The sequence below is a fragment of the Massilia sp. CF038 genome (assembly GCF_900129765.1).
Classification (GTDB): domain Bacteria; phylum Pseudomonadota; class Gammaproteobacteria; order Burkholderiales; family Burkholderiaceae_D; genus Telluria_A.
Map to the genome: position 1 here is coordinate 18,541 of NZ_FQWU01000005.1, position 16,242 is coordinate 34,782.

The 16,242-nt window shown below is 58.3% G+C and carries 27 protein-coding genes; 25 read left to right on the forward strand and 2 right to left on the reverse strand.

The window, feature by feature from the left end; translation table 11 throughout:
• From rplP to dsbD, 23 genes are all read left to right on the forward strand, one after another.
• A complete protein-coding gene (rplP, locus tag BUC24_RS23140; RefSeq protein WP_025603569.1) occupies positions 1 to 420 on the forward strand; it encodes a 50S ribosomal protein L16 in 420 nt (139 codons plus the stop codon).
• Between the two features lie 13 nt (positions 421 to 433).
• Positions 434 to 625, forward strand: coding sequence for a 50S ribosomal protein L29 (gene rpmC, locus BUC24_RS23145; protein WP_073222584.1), 192 nt, complete (start codon positions 434 to 436; stop codon positions 623 to 625).
• Positions 622 to 888 carry a 30S ribosomal protein S17 gene (gene rpsQ / locus BUC24_RS23150; RefSeq protein ID WP_073222585.1) on the forward strand — a complete coding sequence of 89 codons (267 nt, stop codon included), beginning with the start codon at positions 622 to 624 and terminating at the stop codon, positions 886 to 888. The genes rpmC and rpsQ overlap by 4 nt, the downstream gene beginning before the upstream one ends.
• A gap of 290 nt (positions 889 to 1,178) precedes the next feature.
• Positions 1,179 to 1,547, forward strand: a complete 369-nt coding sequence (gene rplN / locus BUC24_RS23155) for a 50S ribosomal protein L14 (RefSeq protein WP_008444317.1) — start codon at positions 1,179 to 1,181, stop codon at positions 1,545 to 1,547.
• Positions 1,548 to 1,556: 9 nt separating this feature from the next.
• A complete protein-coding gene (rplX, locus tag BUC24_RS23160; protein ID WP_073222587.1) occupies positions 1,557 to 1,871 on the forward strand; it encodes a 50S ribosomal protein L24 in 315 nt (104 codons plus the stop codon).
• A gap of 2 nt (positions 1,872 to 1,873) precedes the next feature.
• On the forward strand, positions 1,874 to 2,413 hold the full coding sequence (rplE, locus tag BUC24_RS23165; protein WP_073222589.1) for a 50S ribosomal protein L5: 540 nt from the start codon (positions 1,874 to 1,876) through the stop codon (positions 2,411 to 2,413).
• Between the two features lie 4 nt (positions 2,414 to 2,417).
• Positions 2,418 to 2,723, forward strand: coding sequence for a 30S ribosomal protein S14 (gene rpsN / locus BUC24_RS23170; RefSeq protein WP_025603768.1), 306 nt, complete (start codon positions 2,418 to 2,420; stop codon positions 2,721 to 2,723).
• A 14-nt stretch (positions 2,724 to 2,737) separates the two neighbouring features.
• On the forward strand, positions 2,738 to 3,133 hold the full coding sequence (gene rpsH, locus BUC24_RS23175; RefSeq protein ID WP_025603767.1) for a 30S ribosomal protein S8: 396 nt from the start codon (positions 2,738 to 2,740) through the stop codon (positions 3,131 to 3,133).
• Positions 3,134 to 3,143: 10 nt separating this feature from the next.
• Entirely contained in the window at positions 3,144 to 3,677 is a 534-nt protein-coding gene (rplF, locus tag BUC24_RS23180; protein ID WP_073222591.1) for a 50S ribosomal protein L6, read from the forward strand.
• Between the two features lie 11 nt (positions 3,678 to 3,688).
• Complete coding sequence (gene rplR / locus BUC24_RS23185) at positions 3,689 to 4,051, forward strand: 50S ribosomal protein L18 (protein WP_025603765.1); 363 nt, start codon at positions 3,689 to 3,691, stop codon at positions 4,049 to 4,051.
• Between the two features lie 12 nt (positions 4,052 to 4,063).
• A complete protein-coding gene (rpsE, locus tag BUC24_RS23190) occupies positions 4,064 to 4,582 on the forward strand; it encodes a 30S ribosomal protein S5 (protein ID WP_073222593.1) in 519 nt (172 codons plus the stop codon).
• An 11-nt stretch (positions 4,583 to 4,593) separates the two neighbouring features.
• Positions 4,594 to 4,773 carry a 50S ribosomal protein L30 gene (gene rpmD, locus BUC24_RS23195; RefSeq protein ID WP_073222594.1) on the forward strand — a complete coding sequence of 60 codons (180 nt, stop codon included), beginning with the start codon at positions 4,594 to 4,596 and terminating at the stop codon, positions 4,771 to 4,773.
• Positions 4,774 to 4,802: 29 nt separating this feature from the next.
• On the forward strand, positions 4,803 to 5,234 hold the full coding sequence (rplO, locus tag BUC24_RS23200) for a 50S ribosomal protein L15 (RefSeq protein WP_073222596.1): 432 nt from the start codon (positions 4,803 to 4,805) through the stop codon (positions 5,232 to 5,234).
• Between the two features lie 32 nt (positions 5,235 to 5,266).
• Entirely contained in the window at positions 5,267 to 6,601 is a 1,335-nt protein-coding gene (gene secY / locus BUC24_RS23205) for a preprotein translocase subunit SecY (protein ID WP_073222598.1), read from the forward strand.
• Between the two features lie 23 nt (positions 6,602 to 6,624).
• Positions 6,625 to 6,843: a translation initiation factor IF-1 gene (gene infA / locus BUC24_RS23210; protein ID WP_005663428.1), complete on the forward strand. Its 219-nt coding sequence runs from the start codon at positions 6,625 to 6,627 to the stop codon at positions 6,841 to 6,843.
• A 40-nt stretch (positions 6,844 to 6,883) separates the two neighbouring features.
• A complete protein-coding gene (rpmJ, locus tag BUC24_RS23215) occupies positions 6,884 to 6,997 on the forward strand; it encodes a 50S ribosomal protein L36 (protein ID WP_010394471.1) in 114 nt (37 codons plus the stop codon).
• A gap of 28 nt (positions 6,998 to 7,025) precedes the next feature.
• Positions 7,026 to 7,391, forward strand: a complete 366-nt coding sequence (gene rpsM, locus BUC24_RS23220; RefSeq protein ID WP_073222600.1) for a 30S ribosomal protein S13 — start codon at positions 7,026 to 7,028, stop codon at positions 7,389 to 7,391.
• Between the two features lie 13 nt (positions 7,392 to 7,404).
• A complete protein-coding gene (gene rpsK / locus BUC24_RS23225; RefSeq protein ID WP_008444339.1) occupies positions 7,405 to 7,809 on the forward strand; it encodes a 30S ribosomal protein S11 in 405 nt (134 codons plus the stop codon).
• A gap of 213 nt (positions 7,810 to 8,022) precedes the next feature.
• A complete protein-coding gene (gene rpsD / locus BUC24_RS23230) occupies positions 8,023 to 8,646 on the forward strand; it encodes a 30S ribosomal protein S4 (RefSeq protein ID WP_073222602.1) in 624 nt (207 codons plus the stop codon).
• Between the two features lie 164 nt (positions 8,647 to 8,810).
• On the forward strand, positions 8,811 to 9,788 hold the full coding sequence (locus tag BUC24_RS23235) for a DNA-directed RNA polymerase subunit alpha (RefSeq protein ID WP_073222604.1): 978 nt from the start codon (positions 8,811 to 8,813) through the stop codon (positions 9,786 to 9,788).
• Positions 9,789 to 9,911: 123 nt separating this feature from the next.
• Positions 9,912 to 10,307 (forward strand): 50S ribosomal protein L17, encoded by a 396-nt coding sequence (gene rplQ / locus BUC24_RS23240; RefSeq protein ID WP_073222607.1) that lies wholly within the window; start codon positions 9,912 to 9,914, stop codon positions 10,305 to 10,307.
• Positions 10,308 to 10,481: 174 nt separating this feature from the next.
• On the forward strand, positions 10,482 to 10,664 hold the full coding sequence (locus BUC24_RS23245) for a hypothetical protein (RefSeq protein ID WP_073222609.1): 183 nt from the start codon (positions 10,482 to 10,484) through the stop codon (positions 10,662 to 10,664).
• 104 nt (positions 10,665 to 10,768) lie between these two features.
• On the forward strand, positions 10,769 to 12,598 hold the full coding sequence (dsbD, locus tag BUC24_RS23250; protein ID WP_073222611.1) for a protein-disulfide reductase DsbD: 1,830 nt from the start codon (positions 10,769 to 10,771) through the stop codon (positions 12,596 to 12,598).
• Positions 12,599 to 12,610: 12 nt separating this feature from the next.
• Here the strand turns inward: dsbD and BUC24_RS23255 are convergent, their stop codons facing one another.
• Together BUC24_RS23255 and BUC24_RS23260 are read right to left on the reverse strand one after the other, a co-directional pair.
• Positions 12,611 to 13,291 carry a hypothetical protein gene (locus BUC24_RS23255; RefSeq protein ID WP_073222613.1) on the reverse strand — a complete coding sequence of 227 codons (681 nt, stop codon included), beginning with the start codon at positions 13,289 to 13,291 and terminating at the stop codon, positions 12,611 to 12,613.
• Between the two features lie 187 nt (positions 13,292 to 13,478).
• Positions 13,479 to 13,958 (reverse strand): Spy/CpxP family protein refolding chaperone, encoded by a 480-nt coding sequence (locus tag BUC24_RS23260; RefSeq protein ID WP_073222614.1) that lies wholly within the window; start codon positions 13,956 to 13,958, stop codon positions 13,479 to 13,481.
• A gap of 176 nt (positions 13,959 to 14,134) precedes the next feature.
• Between BUC24_RS23260 and BUC24_RS23265 the strand changes: the two genes are divergently transcribed.
• Together BUC24_RS23265 and BUC24_RS23270 are read left to right on the forward strand one after the other, a co-directional pair.
• On the forward strand, positions 14,135 to 14,863 hold the full coding sequence (locus BUC24_RS23265) for a response regulator (protein WP_073222616.1): 729 nt from the start codon (positions 14,135 to 14,137) through the stop codon (positions 14,861 to 14,863).
• A complete protein-coding gene (locus BUC24_RS23270; protein WP_073222618.1) occupies positions 14,860 to 16,224 on the forward strand; it encodes an ATP-binding protein in 1,365 nt (454 codons plus the stop codon). The genes BUC24_RS23265 and BUC24_RS23270 overlap by 4 nt, the downstream gene beginning before the upstream one ends.
• Positions 16,225 to 16,242 lie beyond the last annotated feature (18 nt).

Consider the following 16,242-nt stretch of genomic DNA (forward strand, 5'->3'; position numbering starts at 1 on the left):
ATGCTGCAACCATCACGCAGGAAGTATCGTAAAGAGCAGAAAGGCCGTAACACCGGCATTTCGCACACCCGCGGCACCGCGGTTTCGTTCGGTGAATTCGGCTTGAAGGCAGTTGCCCGCGGTCGTATCACGGCACGCCAGATTGAGGCGGCACGTCGCGCCATGACCCGTCACATCAAACGTGGCGGTCGGATCTGGATCCGTATCTTCCCGGACAAGCCGATTTCGAACAAGCCAGCAGAAGTTCGTATGGGTAACGGTAAAGGTAACCCGGAGTACTACGTCGCTGAAATCCAGCCTGGCAAAGTACTGTACGAAATGGATGGCGTTGCCGAAGAACTGGCACGCGAAGCATTCCGCCTGGCTGCCGCCAAACTGCCACTGGCCACGACGTTTGTCGTACGCCAAGTTGGTACTTAATAAGGAGTCGTAAATGAAAGCAACAGAACTCCGCGGCAAAGACCAGGCAGCGCTTGAAAAAGAGCTGAATGAATTGTTGAAGGCCCAGTTCGGCATGCGCATGCAAATCGCAACGCAGCAGCTGAGCAACACTTCGCAACTCAAGAAGGTACGCCGCGACATCGCGCGTGTGAAGACGGTAATGAACTCGAAGGAAGCCAAATGACCGAAACTACTAAACTGAAGCGTACGCTGGTTGGTAAGGTTGTCTCGGACAAGATGGACAAGACGGTTACCGTCCTGATCGAGCGCCACGTCAAGCACCCGCTGTACGGCAAGATCATCATGCGTTCGAACAAGTATCACGCGCATGACGAAACCAACCAGGTCAAGATGGGTGATACCGTCGAGATCCAGGAAGGTCGTCCTATCTCGAAGACCAAGGCTTGGACCGTTACCAAAGTTGTGCAAGCAGCACAGGTAATCTAACAGCCTTAAGCAATACCAGCAGTGCCGGATGGGGAGGCCGCAGAGCAACGCGGCAGCCAGCTTCCGGATAAATAGTTCTTGCGGGCCCGCCAGTATTGTGTGATACTAGCGGGCTTCGTTCATGTATTGCCGCATTATTAGTCACCCCGGTGGCAGCGGTCTGGAACGAAAGTTTATGGAAAGTCCATCACCCAATCAGGGGCTCCAGCAGGGGCGTCTGGCGGGACCAAGACTGACCGACAGGCCCACGCTGTGGGGATTCTTCGGCTTAAGTTGGGAAAGAGAATACTATGATTCAAACTGAAAGCCGGCTCGAAGTAGCCGACAATACCGGTGCCAAAGAAGTCATGTGCATCAAGGTATTGGGCGGTTCCAAGCGCCGTTATGCTGGCATTGGCGATGTGATCAAGGTAACCGTCAAGGTTGCTGCGCCACGCGGCCGTGTCAAAAAAGGTGAAATTTATAACGCTGTGGTTGTGCGTACCGCTAAAGGTGTGCGCCGCCAAGACGGCTCCCTGGTGAAGTTCGACGGCAATGCCGCCGTACTGCTTAACGCCAAACTCGAGCCGATCGGTACCCGTATTTTTGGACCAGTCACGCGCGAATTGCGTACTGAGAAGTTCATGAAGATCGTGTCCCTGGCACCTGAAGTTCTGTAAGGAGTCGTAATGGATAAGATTCGTAAAAACGACGAAGTCATCGTTCTGACCGGCAAAGACAAAGGCAAGCGCGGGCTGGTTTCGCGTCGCGTCGATGCTGAGCATGTCGTGGTTGAAGGCGTCAACGTTGCTAAAAAAGCGACCAAGCCTAACCCAATGACCGGCGTAACTGGTGGTATCGTCGATAAGACTATGCCGATTCACGTGTCCAACGTTGCATTGTTCAATGCAGCGACTGGCAAGGCAGACCGCGTGGGCTTCAAAGACGTAGACGGCAAGAAAGTCCGTGTCTTCAAGTCCTCCGGCGAAGTAGTGAAGGTTTAATCATGGCCCGTCTCCAGCAGTTTTACAAAGATAAGGTCGTTGCTGACCTGGTAGCGAAGTACGGCTACAAATCGGCAATGGAAGTGCCACGCCTGACCAAGATCACCCTGAACATGGGTGTGGGTGAAGCGATCGCCGACAAGAAGGTTCTCGAGCACGCTGTTGGCGATCTGACCAAGATCGCCGGCCAGAAGCCAGTGACCACCAAGTCGCGCAAGGCTATCGCGGGTTTCAAAATCCGTGAAGGCTATCCAATCGGTACGATGGTCACCCTGCGTGGTGCCCGCATGTATGAATTCCTGGATCGTTTCATCACCGTGGCTCTGCCGCGCGTGCGTGACTTCCGTGGCGTCAACGGCAAATCGTTCGATGGTCGTGGTAACTACAACATCGGTGTCAAGGAACAGATCATCTTCCCTGAAATCGAATACGACAAGATTGACGCGTTGCGCGGTATGAATATCAGCATCACGACAACCGCTAAGACCGACGACGAAGCGAAAGCTCTGCTCGCCGCCTTCAAATTCCCGTTCAGAAACTGAGATCATGGCAAAACTAGCACTGATTAACCGCGAACAGAAGCGTGCAGACCTGGTGGAGAAATTCGCCGCAAAGCGTGCAGCTCTGAAAGCCATCATCGATGACCAGTCGAAGACGGAAGAAGAACGTTATGAAGCCCGTCTGAAGTTGCAGGCCTTGCCGCGCAACTCGGCACCGACCCGTCAGCGTAACCGCTGCGCCGTCACCGGCCGTCCACGTGGCACATTCCGTAAATTCGGTCTGGGTCGCATCAAGCTCCGTGAATTCGCCATGCGTGGTGAAATTCCGGGTATGACTAAAGCAAGCTGGTAATAGGAGAATATGCAATGAGTATGAGCGATCCTATCGCCGATATGCTGACCCGCATTCGCAATGCACAAGGCGTTCAAAAAACGACCGTGGCCATGCCATCGTCGAAAGTCAAAGTAGCGATTGCCAACGTCCTCAAGGACGAGGGTTACATTGAAGATTTCGCCGTCACCGAAGCTGGTGGCAAGGCGGAACTGAAGATCGGTTTGAAGTATTACGTTGGCCGTCCGGTCATCGAGCGCCTCGAGCGCGTATCCCGTCCAGGGCTGCGCATCTACAAAGGCAAAGATGAGATCCCTACCGTGATGAACGGTCTGGGTGTTGCTATCGTGTCGACCCCGCAAGGCGTGATGACCGACCGCAAAGCTCGCGCCACCGGTGTCGGCGGCGAAGTTATTTGCTACGTGGCTTAAGGAGTAGACGATGTCCCGAGTAGCTAAAATGCCTATCGCTGTCCCAGCTGGCGCCGATGTGGCGATCACTGCAGCAGCGATCACCGTCAAGGGCCCGTTGGGCACCCTGACCCAGAGCCTGAACGGCCTGGTTAAAGTAGAAAACAATGGCGGCACCCTGACGTTTGACGTAGTCAACGACAGCCGTGAGTCGAATGCGATGTCCGGCACCTTGCGTGCCCTGGTCAACAATATGGTGACCGGCGTGACCAAAGGCTTCGAGAAGAAGCTGTCCCTGGTGGGCGTGGGCTACAAAGCCCAAGCCGCTGGCGACAAGCTCAATCTCTCGCTGGGTTTCTCGCATCCTGTTGCGCATCAAATGCCAGCAGGCGTGACCGTGGCCACCCCAACCCCGACCGAAATCATCATCAAGGGTATCGATCGTCAACAGGTTGGTCAGGTCGCTGCAGAAGTGCGCGCTTACCGCTCCCCTGAGCCTTACAAAGGCAAGGGCGTCCGCTATGTGGACGAAGTGGTTAAGCTTAAAGAAACCAAGAAGAAATAATAGGGCTGACCATGGACAAGAAAGAATCACGTCTGCGTCGTGGACGCCAGACCCGCATCAAGATTGCGGAGCTGAAAGTAAATCGCCTGTCGGTACATCGTACCAACCTGCACATTTACGCCAACCTGATCAGCCCGGACGCGAAAATCCTGGTTTCGGCCTCGACCGCCGAAGCCGAAGTGCGCGCCGAACTGGCAGGCAAGTCCGGCAAGGGTGGCAATGCTGCCGCTGCCGCACTGATCGGCAAGCGCGTCGCCGAGAAAGCACTGAAAGCAGGGATTACCGAAGTTGCGTTCGACCGCTCCGGTTTCCGTTACCACGGCCGTGTGAAGGCGCTGGCAGAAGCCGCGCGTGAAGCCGGTCTGAAGTTCTAAGGAAGAATCGTCATGGCAAAAATGCAAGCGAAAATGCAAAGCGACAAGCCGGATGATGGCATGCGCGAAAAGATGATCGCGATCAACCGCGTGACCAAAGTGGTCAAGGGTGGTCGTATCATGGGTTTTGCAGCACTGACCGTTGTTGGTGATGGCGATGGCCGTATCGGCATGGGCAAGGGCAAGTCGAAGGAAGTACCGGTTGGTGTGCAGAAGGCAATGGAAGAAGCCCGTCGCAACCTGATCAAGGTGCCTCTCAAGAACGGTACCCTGCAGCACACCGTCTCGGGCCGTCACGGCGCATCGAAAGTAATGATGATGCCAGCCAAGCCAGGTACTGGCGTGATCGCCGGCGGCGCAATGCGCGCTATCTTCGAAGTGATGGGTGTGACTGACGTTGTAGCGAAATCGACCGGTTCGTCGAATCCTTACAACCTGGTACGCGCAACGCTCGACGGCCTCGCAAAAATGAGCACTCCTGCCGACATCGCTGCTAAACGCGGCAAGTCGGTCGAAGACATCCTGGGCTAAGAGGAAAAAAAATGGCAAACACCATCAAAGTACAATTGGTCAAGGGTTTGATCGGCACGCGTCAAGATCACCGTGCCACCGTTCGCGGCCTGGGCCTGCGTCGTGTTAACTCGGTTTCCGAGTTGCAGGACACCCCATCCGTGCGCGGCATGATCAACAAAGTCTCGTACCTCGTTAAAGTTGTTGCTTAAGCCCTCGGGCTTAAGTCACGGAGAAATTCATGGAATTGAACACAATTCAACCAGCTGAAGGCGCCAAGCATTACAAGCGTCGCGTAGGCCGCGGTATCGGCTCCGGCCTGGGCAAGACCTCGGGTCGTGGCCACAAGGGTCAGAAGTCGCGTTCGGGCGGTTTCCACAAAGTCGGTTTCGAAGGCGGTCAAATGCCTCTGCAACGCCGTCTGCCTAAGCGTGGTTTCAAGTCGCTCAATGCAACGTTCAAAGCGGAAGTACGTCTGTCGGACCTGAACAACCTGGCTGTCGGCGATGTCGACATCCTGGTGCTCAAGCAAGCAGGCATCCTGTCCGTGCTGGCGCGCGATGTGCGCGTGATTCTGTCCGGCGAAGTCACCAAAGCGGTGAACCTCAAAGGCCTGAAAGTCACTGCAGGCGCGAAAGCGGCAATCGAAGCAGCTGGCGGCTCGGTAGCGTAAGTTGCAAGCTAACAGCTTGATCGGAGCACAAATTGGCGACTAATTCACAACTTGGTAAGAGTGCAGCTGCCGGTTTCCCGTGGAGTCGTCTCTGGTTTTTGCTTGGCGCCTTAGTCGTCTATCGTATCGGTGCACATATTCCGGTTCCCGGAATTGACCCGAGCGTATTGGCTTCGACGTTCAAGCAGAACCAAAGTGGCATCCTGGGCATGTTCAACATGTTCTCGGGCGGCGCGCTGGAACGCTTTGCAGTATTTGCACTCGGTATCACGCCGTACATCTCGGCTTCGATCATCATGCAGCTGGTGTCGATCGTTGTGCCGCAGATGGAAGCTTTAAAGAAAGAAGGCGAAGCAGGACGCCGCAAGATTACCCAGTACACCCGGTATGCAACGGTGGCACTGGCCCTGTTCCAGGCCTTCGGCATTGCCGTGGCGTTGGAGCATCAGGCCAATCTGGTGATCGACCCGGGCTTTGTATTCCGCTTCGTGACGGTCGTAACGCTGTTGACCGGTACCATGTTCCTGATGTGGCTGGGTGAACAAATCACCGAGCGCGGTCTGGGCAACGGTATCTCGATCATCATCTTTGCTGGTATTGCTGCTGGCTTGCCTAGCGCACTGCACAACCTGTTCACCCTGGTTGAGAAAGATGCGATTGGTCCTGTATCGGCCATTCTGATCGTGGCACTGGTGGCAGTCGTAACGTACTTCGTGGTATTCGTCGAACGTGGTCAGCGCAAGATTCTGGTCAACTATGCGAAGAAGCAGGTCGGTAACAAGGTGTATGGCGGCCAGTCGAGCCATCTGCCTCTGAAGCTGAACATGGCGGGTGTGATTCCCCCAATCTTCGCGTCGTCGATCATCTTGTTCCCGGCAACGATCGTGGACTGGTTCACCAAGGGTAAGGAAACAACGAGCCCCGTGATCGGTTTCTTGAAGGACTTGGCAGCATCGATGGGGCCTGGTGAGCCTATCCATGCGCTGTTGTATGCAGTGGCAATCGTGTTCTTCTGTTTCTTCTATACGGCGCTGGTATTTAACAGCAAGGAAACAGCGGATAACTTGAAGAAGAGCGGCGCCTTTGTTCCCGGGATTCGTCCAGGTGACCAGACCGCACGCTATATCGACAAGATCCTGATGCGCTTGACACTGGCCGGAGCGGTGTACATCACCTTAGTGTGCTTGTTGCCGGAATTTATGCAAGCCAAATGGAAAGTACCTTTCTATTTTGGCGGTACTTCCCTGTTGATTATTGTGGTTGTCACCATGGACTTCATGGCGCAAGTACAAAACTATGTCATGTCGCAGCAATATGAATCACTGCTGCGCAAGGCCAATTTCAAGGGCGGAATTCCGACGCGATAAGCGCCCAGGAGTGCACAAACCGAATGGCAAAAGACGACGTCATACAAATGCAAGGCGAGATTCTTGAGAATCTTCCCAATGCAACGTTTCGAGTAAAGCTGGAAAACGGGCACGTGGTGCTCGGACACATCTCGGGTAAAATGCGGATGAACTATATCCGCATTCTCCCTGGCGATAAAGTAACGGTGGAACTCACGCCGTATGACTTGAGCCGGGCCCGGATTGTGTTCCGGACCAAGTAAAACATTTTAAGTAGTTGAACCAATCCAAGAGAGTGCAAATATGAAAGTTCTCGCATCAGTCAAGCGGATCTGCCGCAACTGCAAGATCATCAAGCGCAAAGGCGTTGTCCGCGTAATCTGCGTGGAACCGCGTCATAAGCAGCGTCAAGGTTAATTTAACGTTATTTATTGAGGAATAACGAATGGCACGTATTGCAGGGGTTAATATCCCAAATCATCAGCACACCGTCATCGGCCTGACCGCCGTGTATGGTATTGGCCGTCCACGCGCAAAGAAAATCTGCGCTGAAACGGGTGTAGCGACCGACAAAAAGGTCAAGGATCTGGACGACAGCGAACTGGAAAAACTGCGTGATGCAGTTGGCACGTTCGTGGTCGAAGGCGATCTGCGCCGTGAGCTGTCCATGAACATCAAGCGTTTGATGGACCTGGGCTGCTACCGTGGCATGCGTCACCGCAAGGGTCTGCCTTGCCGTGGCCAGCGTACTCGCACCAATGCTCGTACCCGCAAAGGTCCGCGCAAAGCCGCACAATCGCTTAAGAAATAACTAGGAACCGACCATGGCCAAGCAACAGAGCAGCGCAGCAGCAGCGCGCGTACGCAAAAAAGTTAAAAAGAACGTTGCCGAGGGCATCGCCCACGTGCACGCTTCTTTCAATAACACCATCATCACGATCACCGATCGTCAAGGCAATGCCCTGTCCTGGGCAACGTCCGGCGGTGCTGGCTTCAAGGGTTCGCGTAAATCGACCCCGTTCGCAGCGCAGGTTGCAGCTGAAGCAGCAGGCAAGGTCGCGGTTGAATGCGGCGTCAAGAACCTCGAAGTACGCATCAAGGGCCCAGGTCCTGGTCGTGAATCGGCTGTTCGCGCTTTGAACAACCTGGGTATCAAGATCACCGAAATCCAGGACGTGACGCCAGTGCCGCACAACGGCTGCCGTCCACCGAAGCGTCGTCGTATCTAAATTCGATGCCCGGATCGTCGATCCGGTGTCGTTAGCGAAAAAAGTGATTGCCGGAGCAGGCCCCGCAAGGGTATACTGCCCGGCTATTCTCGCCTGCCATGGTTTCATGCGCGGGTTGTTCTTGTAAGCCACCGTCAGTTCGCATGTGGAGCTGACTAGCGCCTGCCTTTCCCTCGTGGAAGCGCCGGGGCGTCATAATTTAAAGGAAATATTGTGGCACGTTATATCGGACCTAAAGCAAAACTGTCCCGCCGTGAAGGTACGGACCTGTTCCTCAAGAGCGCACGCCGCTCCCTCGATTCGAAATGCAAACTGGACGTCAAGCCAGGTCAGCACGGTGTCAAATCCGGTGCCCGTACCTCGGACTACGGTAACCAGCTGCGCGAAAAGCAAAAAGTCAAGCGTATGTACGGCGTCCTCGAGCGTCAGTTCCGCCGCTACTTCGCTGAAGCCAATCGCCGCAAGGGCAACACGGGCGAAGCCCTGCTGCGCCTGCTGGAATCGCGTCTCGACAACGTTTGCTACCGTATGGGCTTTGGCTCGACCCGCGCCGAAGCGCGCCAGCTGGTCAGCCACAAAGCATTCACGGTCAACGGCCAGGTTGTCAACATCGCTTCGTACGCTGTGCGTACCGGCGACGTGATCGCAGTTCGTGAGAAGTCGAAGAAACAAGTTCGTATCGTCGAAGCCCTGTCGCTGGCTGAGCAAGTTGGTATGCCAAGCTGGGTGTCGGTTGATGCCAAGAAAATGGAAGGTACCTTCCGTTCGTTCCCAGAGCGTAACGAGATCGCTAACGACGTCAACGAATCGCTGATCGTCGAACTGTATTCCCGTTAAGAACGGGGCATCCGGCGACGTTGCCGGAGTCAATTCGGCTTCCCGTTCCACGGGAAGCCGTCCTCGCGAAAGCGGGGATCCAATTTCTCCCACGTCAGTGGGAATCTCTTAATGCCATCAGCCTTATCGGCGTAACGAGCCGAGGGTATTGAAAAGGACATTTCATGCAAAACAGTTTGTTGAAGCCACGTATTATCGATGTTGAAGCCCTCGGTGCCGGTCACGCCAAAGTCGTGATGGAGCCGTTCGAGCGTGGCTATGGCCACACCCTCGGTAACGCGTTGCGCCGCGTGCTGCTGTCGTCGATGGTCGGCTACGCGCCAACCGAAGTGACGATCGCCGGCGTGGTCCATGAGTACTCGTCGCTGGACGGCGTGCAGGAAGACGTTGTCGATCTGCTGCTGAACCTGAAGGGCGTGGTCTTCAAAGTCCACAACCGTGATTCCGTCACCCTGACCCTGAAAAAGGAAGGCGAAGGCGCGATCCTGGCGTCGGATATCGATCTGCCGCATGACGTTGAACTGATCAACCCGGACCACGTGATTGCTCACCTGACCGCTGGTGGCAAGCTGGACATGCAGATCAAGGTCGAAAAAGGCCGTGGCTATGTACCAGGTAACGTGCGCCGTCTGTCGGAAGACACCAACAAGACCATCGGCCGCATCATTCTGGACGCCTCGTTCTCGCCAGTGCGCCGCGTGTCGTACTTCGTTGAATCGGCTCGCGTGGAACAGCGTACCGACCTGGACAAGCTGATCATCAACATCGAAACCAACGGCGTGATCACGCCGGAAGAAGCGATCCGCCAGTCGGCCCGCGTTCTGGTGGACCAGTTGAATGTGTTCGCTGCCCTGGAAGGCACGGAAGCTGCTGCCGAAGCGCCATCGCGCGCACCGCTGGTCGATCCGATCCTGCTGCGTCCAGTGGACGATCTGGAACTGACCGTGCGTTCGGCCAACTGCCTGAAAGCAGAAAACATTTACTACATTGGCGACCTGATCCAGCGTTCGGAAAACGAACTGCTCAAGACGCCAAACCTGGGCCGCAAGTCGCTCAACGAAATCAAGGAAGTCCTTGCTTCGCGCGGCTTGACCCTGGGCATGAAACTCGAGAACTGGCCACCTGCAGGCCTCGAGAAATAATTGCTGCACCTGCCCGGGGCATGTTGCTCCGGGTATTCATTTATATACTAACCGGCCCGCGCATCATACGTTTTCGTATAAGCGATCGAAGAGCTGGATTTAAACAACTCGAAAGGAATTACCATGCGTCACCGTCACGGCCTTCGCAAGCTGAATCGTACTTCGTCCCACCGCCTGGCTATGCTGCGCAACATGACCGTTTCCCTGCTGCGTCATGAAGCCATCAAAACCACCGTGCCTAAAGCCAAGGAACTGCGCCGCGTCATCGAGCCGATCCTGACCCTGGGCAAGACCGACACCCTGGCCAACAAGCGCCTGGCGTTCTCGCGTCTGCGTGACCGCGAAATGGTGTTGAAGCTGTTCGCTGAACTGGGCCCACGCTACGCCAACCGTAACGGTGGCTACCTGCGTATCCTGAAGATGGGTTTCCGCGTTGGCGACAATGCGCCAATGGCTTACGTTGAACTGCTCGACCGTCCAGAAGTCTCGGACGTGGATGCTGCTCCAACGGCTGAGTAATCAGTACCCCGGTTTGACCAGACGGCCGCTGTTGATCAGCGGCCGTTTTGCGTTTTGTGCAACATTTCGTCGATTAATATGCTGTTCTTGTCAACATTGGTTGACTGGGTATTGTGCGTCCTTTAGAGTGGGTCGATGGTGCAATTTCGCACCTGTCCTTAGAAGGAATGCGCGATGATGAACAAGTTGTTACTGGCAGTAGCCGCAGCGCTGGCATGCTCGGCCGCCCTGGCCGTCGAACCGACCCTGCCTGAAGAACCCGATATGAGCGCGATGGCCGAAGACCTGTGTTCGCGTGACGGCGGCGCCGGTTGCTATATTCCGCCATCGCCACCACCGAAGAAGCCGCGTCAGTAATCCCGCTGGGGCTTCGCCCCATCCTTCCGCTGGGCAATTAGTTGGCCGCAGGCGAGAACGCCGTCGCCGGTGTACTATGCTGCTTCGCCCAGCGAAAGGAAGTCATGTCACGTCATTTGTTCAAGGCGGCGTTTGCGCTGCTGCTCCTCGCCTTCACTGTATTAAGCGCCGGCCTCAGCCGCGCCGAAGATGCCTATCTGGAACCAGAGGCCGCGTTCCGCTTTTCCGCCCGCATGCTCGACCCGGAAACCGTGGCAGTGAGCTACGCCATCGCGGACGGTTACTATATGTATCGCGAACGCTTCAAATTCCGCGCCGAGGGCGCGACCCTGGGCGAGCCGGTTTTCCCCCACGGTAAAGTCAAGTTCGACGAGACCTTCCAAAAAGACGTAGAAACCTATCGCGGTACAGTGACCATCACGCTGCCAGTCAAAGCAGCCGGCATGTTCAGCCTTGTCGCCACTTCCCAAGGCTGCGCCGATGCCGGTTTGTGCTACGCGCCGCAGGATGCCTCGGCGCGCCTGGTCGGCGCACTTAGCGGCGGCCAGAGCAGCGCTGCCGACCCGCTCCAGGTCCGCTTCGGGCAGGAGCCAGCGCCGCTGGTCGACCGGCCCGGCACCAGCCCGGCTGCGGCCGCCGTGCCGCCACAAGGCGCGCCGGCAAGCGCCGCGCCTGATACCAGTGAACAAGGTCATCTGGCCAGCTTGCTCGGTGGCGGCAAATTGTTGATCATCATTCCCGCTTTCATCCTGCTTGGCCTGGGTTTGTCTTTCACGCCTTGCGTGTTGCCCATGGTGCCGATCCTGGCCTCCATTATTGTCGGCTCCGGCAGCACTGTGACGCGCGCGCGTGGCTTCACCCTGGCGCTGGCGTATTCGCTGGGCATGGCCCTGGTGTACACGGCGCTGGGCGTTGCCGCCGGCCTGATCGGCGAAGGCTTGTCCGCGTCCTTGCAGAACCCTTGGGTGCTGGGGGCCATCGGCCTGATGATGGCGCTGATGTCCTTGTCCATGTTCGGCGTCTACGAATTGCAGCTGCCGTCGGCGCTGCAGACGCGCCTGGTGGGCGCCTCCGGACGCATGTCTGCGGGCAAGTTCGCCGGCGTGTTTGCCATGGGCGCGCTCTCGGCCCTGATTGTCGGCCCCTGCGTGGCCGCGCCGCTGGTGGGCGCCCTGGTCTACATCGGTCAGACCCGAGACGTGCTGATTGGCGGCCTGGCCTTGTTCTCGATGGCGGCCGGCATGAGTATTCCGTTGCTGCTGGTGGGCTTGTCGGCTGGCACGCTGTTGCCGCATGCGGGTGCCTGGATGGATCAGGTCAAGAAATTCTTTGGCGTGCTGATGCTCGCGGTGGCGCTGTGGCTGGTGTCGCCGGTGCTGCCGCCGCTGCTACAAATGCTGTTGTGGAGTGCGCTGCTGATTGGCTACGGCGCCTACCTGTTGCGTGCCACGCGGCACTGGGGCGGCATGGCGCTGGCGGCTGTCTGCGCCATCCTGGGCGCGGTGCAACTGACCGGGGCGGCGACCGGTGGCCGCGATGTGCTGGCGCCCTTGGGCCACTTCGGTCCGCAGGAACACGGCGTGACCTTCAAGCGCATCAAGACCGTGGCCCAGCTTGACGCGGCGCTGGCCGCCAATCGTGGCCGTACTGCCATGCTCGACTTCTACGCCGACTGGTGTGTCTCGTGCAAGGAAATGGAAAAGCTGACCTTTGTTGATCCGGGCGTGAAACGCCAGCTGGCCGATACCTTGCTGCTGCAAGTCGACGTGACGGCCAACGATGCGGATGACAAGGCGATGCTCAAGCGCTTCGGCCTGTTCGGGCCGCCAAGCATCATCCTGTTTGACCGGGATGGCCGAGAAATTGCCGGCAGCCGGGTGGTGGGTTACCAGGATGCAGGCAAATTCGGCAACTCGCTGCGCAAGCTGCAATAAAGCTGGGTAGGTCTAGCCGCCAAGCAGTTGGTCGAGGCGGCTGGACAGGCTCAGCGCCATTTCGCGGCCCTTGGCTTTGAGCACCGCTTCCACGTAGGTATCACGCAGGGCGCGGAAGTCGGCCAGATTGCCGCATTTTTCCACTTTCAACTGCAGCATCATGCCGCGCAGTCCCAGCGTGCTCTTGATGGTCTGGGTGTAGAACTCCTGCACTGCCATGTGGCGTTCGGCGTCGCTCATCCTGGGCGCGGCTGGCGCGGCCGGTGCCGCAGCCGGCGCAGGGCTGCCAATGATGGAAGCGGGCCCGTTGTCATCCATGCCCAGCATGGAATCCGGTCCCAGCATCGAATCGGGGCCCAGCACCGAATCGGCACCATGGGCTCGGTCTGCCGCGGCTTTGCGCCGTGCCAGCTGGCGCGCCTGTGCCGACATGCCGGATTTGTGCGCGGTGATGGTGTCTGGTCCTGGGTCAGGTTCGCCCGCATCCACCAGCACAATCATGCCCAGAGCGAGCAATTCCTCAACGTTCTCTACAGACAAGCCCATCGTGCCAAAGCTTTTCATCAGCACATCGATCGAGCGATGGCCGTCGATCATGAGCAGCAAGGAACGCAGCTTGGCCGGGACATGGTGCTTGCGGGTGGCGATCTCTTCGCGGCCCTTGTCCGTCTTGTCATAAATGTGCTTGTTCATGCTGAAACCCCAGGAGAAGCAAAATATTGCTTTGTAGATAGATGGGCCTCAGCATACACCGATGGGTACGCACAGACTAGTCCTGCACGTCATTTCGATGTCGTGTCGTTACAATTTGTATACATTCAGTCAACCCGGGAGGCGCTGCCATTCAATCCGCATAGTCTCCCGGGCTCGGCCAGGCCGCTCAGGCGCCCATGTGATGCATGCCGCGCCCGCCTTTGCGGTGGTGGCGGCCATGTCCCTGGGTTTTCTCATCAAACAACTTCTTCTGCTCGGCATTGAGAGCACCGTAGAAACTTTGCAGGGCAGCCAGGCGCGCTTCCATGCGCTCGGTGTGCTCGCGTGAGCGTGCGATCTGCAGTTCCAGCCGCTGCGGTGCGGTCAGCGTCTTCCAGTCGGTGCGGGCGCCGCCCTGGGCCTGGTCCATGCGGGACTTATGGGCCAGCGCCGCCTGGTAGTTACTCCAGGCGCCTTCCTGGGCTGCGCTCAGCTTCAAGGCATCGTGCAGCCGCTGCTGCCGCTCTGCGGCGCGCTCGGCCCACTGGCCGTGGCGCTGGCCGTGCGCTGCGGGGCTGGCCGGTTCGGCTGCCTGGGTGCTGAAGGCGGCGCCGGACAGGCCCAGTACCGTCATGCCAATCAAGATCTGCTTGCGTAAGGTGTTCATGGTGACTCCTTTGGTGGGGTGAAAGTGCGGGGTGCAAGGCCATCATGCGAGCCGCATGTCAACGCGACGTGTCTCGTACGCCAGAGTTTGTATCGATTTGTTTCGGTCGCATCCGTATACACATGCCGATACAAATACGCTATTCATTCCCCCGCCAAGCCGACATAATTGCAGTCATGGATACTCCCTCTACCATTCTGATCGTCGACGACGACCGTGATATCCGCTCGCTGCTGGCCGACTACCTCGAGTCGAACGGCTACCGCGCGCTGGCTGCCGCCGACGGCACCGGCATGTGGAAAATTCTCGATGAAGCGCGTCCCGACCTGATCGTGCTCGACCTGAACCTGCCGGGCGACGATGGTCTGACCCTGTGTCGCAAGCTGCGCGCCAATTCGACCCTGCCTGTCATCATGCTGACCGCGCGCAACGAGCCGCTCGATCGCATCCTGGGCCTGGAGATGGGCGCCGACGATTACCTGCCGAAGCCCTTCGAGCCGCGCGAACTGCTGGCGCGCATCCGCAGCGTGCTGCGGCGCAGCCATGCGATGCCCTCGAACACGCCGTCCGAGCACGCCCAGCAAATGCGCTTTTCCGGCTGGACCCTGGACCTGACCGCGCGCCACCTGCTCAACCCGGAAGGCATCGTGATCATGCTCTCGGGCGCGGAATTTCGCCTGCTGCGGGTGTTCCTGGAGCACCCCAACCGGGTCCTCAACCGCGACCAGCTGCTCAACCTGACCCAGGGCCGCGACGCCGATCCGTTTGACCGCTCGGTCGACATCCAGATCAGCCGCCTGCGCCAGAAGCTGGGCGAAGATGCGCGTCTGCCGCAAATCATCAAGACGGTGCGCAATGGCGGCTACGTACTGGCCGGCCAGGTCACGGTGGAGCCGTCTGCGTGAAGGCGTTCTTCAGTTCGATGACCGGACGCGTGTTTCTGACCCTGCTGCTGGGGACCGTGATTTCCGCCATCCTGACCCAGCTGCTGGTGGAAGAGCAGCACAATGACATCTTCCAGGAATACCGCGACAACCAGGCCCTGGAACGCTCCGAGCAACTGATTTTTTCCGCCGAAATCGTGCCCGCTTCGGCGCGCGCCGCCTATCTGCTGTCGGCCAACCGGCCCGGCATTCGGCTCGAGGAAGCCAGCGAGCAGCTGCCGGTGGCGGCAGCGCCGTCGCGCTTTGCCACCTTGCTGGCCGCGCGCATCGGCAAGCAGTACAAGCTTGAAACAGTGGCCGTGCGTCCGCCCGCCTGCGATGTGCCGCGCATTGTGCACAGCATGTTTGGCTCCTCGCGCCGGGTCTGGCCGGGCGTATGCGAAAGCCTGAACGTGCGCATGCGCGACGGCGAGCTGCTGCGCCTGCAGATCCTGCCACCGGCATCGTCGGTGCTGGCCGAACTGACCGATTACCGCATGATCATTGCCATTTTCCTGGCCAGTATCATCGTGCTGGCCTACGTGGTGGCGCGCATGACCACGCGCCCGCTCAAGCAGCTGGCGCAGGCCGCCAAGGATCTGGGCAATGACATCAACCATCCGCCCCTGTCGCTGCAGGGCGCGTCCGAAATCCGCCAGGCCAGCGCTGCCTTCAATGCGATGCAGGCGCGCATTCGCCAGTACATCTTCCAGCGCACCCAGATGCTGGCGGCCATCACGCACGACTTGCAAACGCCGCTTACGCGCATGCGCCTGCGGCTGGAAAAAGTCGGCGACGCCGAACTGCAGCAGCGCCTGGTGGGCGATCTCTCGGCCATGCAGGAGATGGTGCGCGAAGGACTGGACCTGGCGCGCTCGATGGACACCACCGAAACCATGGCCCCGCTGGACCTTGACTCGCTGCTGCGTAGCGTGTGCTGCGACGCCACCGACGCCGGCCAGCAGGTGGAGCTGGTGGGCAGCGCCAAAAAAGCCCTGCTGGGGCGCCCGATGGCCTTGCGCCGCTGCCTGGTGAACCTGATCGACAACGCGGTCAAGTATGGCCAGCGCGCGGTGGTGACCGTGGATGCCGCCTCCGGCCTGGCCCGGATCCGGATTCGTGACAATGGTCCCGGCATCGCCGCCGACGAACTGGCGCGCGTGTTCGAACCGTTCTACCGGATCGAAACCTCACGCTCGCGCGAGTCGGGTGGCACCGGCCTGGGGCTGACGATTGCGCGCAATATCGCCGAGCAGCACGGGGGCTCGATTGCACTGGAAAACCATCCTGACGGCGGGCTCGAAGTGACACTCGTGCTGCCGCCGTACTACGCCGGAAAATAAAAAAACAAGCAGGTCCAC

What these genes read in the sequence shown, in the direction of transcription:
- infA (WP_005663428.1), top strand. Translation starts at nt 6,625, where the DNA reads ATGGCAAAAGACGACGTCATACAAATGCAAGGCGAGATTCTTGAGAAT.
- BUC24_RS23255 (WP_073222613.1), bottom strand. Translation starts at nt 13,291, where the DNA reads ATGAACAAGCACATTTATGACAAGACGGACAAGGGCCGCGAAGAGATC.
- rpsE (WP_073222593.1), top strand. Translation starts at nt 4,064, where the DNA reads ATGGCAAAAATGCAAGCGAAAATGCAAAGCGACAAGCCGGATGATGGC.
- BUC24_RS23265 (WP_073222616.1), top strand. Translation starts at nt 14,135, where the DNA reads ATGGATACTCCCTCTACCATTCTGATCGTCGACGACGACCGTGATATC.
- rplR (WP_025603765.1), top strand. Translation starts at nt 3,689, where the DNA reads ATGGACAAGAAAGAATCACGTCTGCGTCGTGGACGCCAGACCCGCATC.
- rplN (WP_008444317.1), top strand. Translation starts at nt 1,179, where the DNA reads ATGATTCAAACTGAAAGCCGGCTCGAAGTAGCCGACAATACCGGTGCC.
- rpsN (WP_025603768.1), top strand. Translation starts at nt 2,418, where the DNA reads ATGGCAAAACTAGCACTGATTAACCGCGAACAGAAGCGTGCAGACCTG.
- dsbD (WP_073222611.1), top strand. Translation starts at nt 10,769, where the DNA reads ATGTCACGTCATTTGTTCAAGGCGGCGTTTGCGCTGCTGCTCCTCGCC.
- rplO (WP_073222596.1), top strand. Translation starts at nt 4,803, where the DNA reads ATGGAATTGAACACAATTCAACCAGCTGAAGGCGCCAAGCATTACAAG.
- BUC24_RS23235 (WP_073222604.1), top strand. Translation starts at nt 8,811, where the DNA reads ATGCAAAACAGTTTGTTGAAGCCACGTATTATCGATGTTGAAGCCCTC.
- rpmJ (WP_010394471.1), top strand. Translation starts at nt 6,884, where the DNA reads ATGAAAGTTCTCGCATCAGTCAAGCGGATCTGCCGCAACTGCAAGATC.
- rplE (WP_073222589.1), top strand. Translation starts at nt 1,874, where the DNA reads ATGGCCCGTCTCCAGCAGTTTTACAAAGATAAGGTCGTTGCTGACCTG.
- rplQ (WP_073222607.1), top strand. Translation starts at nt 9,912, where the DNA reads ATGCGTCACCGTCACGGCCTTCGCAAGCTGAATCGTACTTCGTCCCAC.
- rpsQ (WP_073222585.1), top strand. Translation starts at nt 622, where the DNA reads ATGACCGAAACTACTAAACTGAAGCGTACGCTGGTTGGTAAGGTTGTC.
- rplX (WP_073222587.1), top strand. Translation starts at nt 1,557, where the DNA reads ATGGATAAGATTCGTAAAAACGACGAAGTCATCGTTCTGACCGGCAAA.
- rplP (WP_025603569.1), top strand. Translation starts at nt 1, where the DNA reads ATGCTGCAACCATCACGCAGGAAGTATCGTAAAGAGCAGAAAGGCCGT.
- rpmC (WP_073222584.1), top strand. Translation starts at nt 434, where the DNA reads ATGAAAGCAACAGAACTCCGCGGCAAAGACCAGGCAGCGCTTGAAAAA.
- BUC24_RS23245 (WP_073222609.1), top strand. Translation starts at nt 10,482, where the DNA reads ATGATGAACAAGTTGTTACTGGCAGTAGCCGCAGCGCTGGCATGCTCG.
- rpsK (WP_008444339.1), top strand. Translation starts at nt 7,405, where the DNA reads ATGGCCAAGCAACAGAGCAGCGCAGCAGCAGCGCGCGTACGCAAAAAA.
- rplF (WP_073222591.1), top strand. Translation starts at nt 3,144, where the DNA reads ATGTCCCGAGTAGCTAAAATGCCTATCGCTGTCCCAGCTGGCGCCGAT.
- rpsH (WP_025603767.1), top strand. Translation starts at nt 2,738, where the DNA reads ATGAGTATGAGCGATCCTATCGCCGATATGCTGACCCGCATTCGCAAT.
- BUC24_RS23260 (WP_073222614.1), bottom strand. Translation starts at nt 13,958, where the DNA reads ATGAACACCTTACGCAAGCAGATCTTGATTGGCATGACGGTACTGGGC.
- rpmD (WP_073222594.1), top strand. Translation starts at nt 4,594, where the DNA reads ATGGCAAACACCATCAAAGTACAATTGGTCAAGGGTTTGATCGGCACG.
- rpsM (WP_073222600.1), top strand. Translation starts at nt 7,026, where the DNA reads ATGGCACGTATTGCAGGGGTTAATATCCCAAATCATCAGCACACCGTC.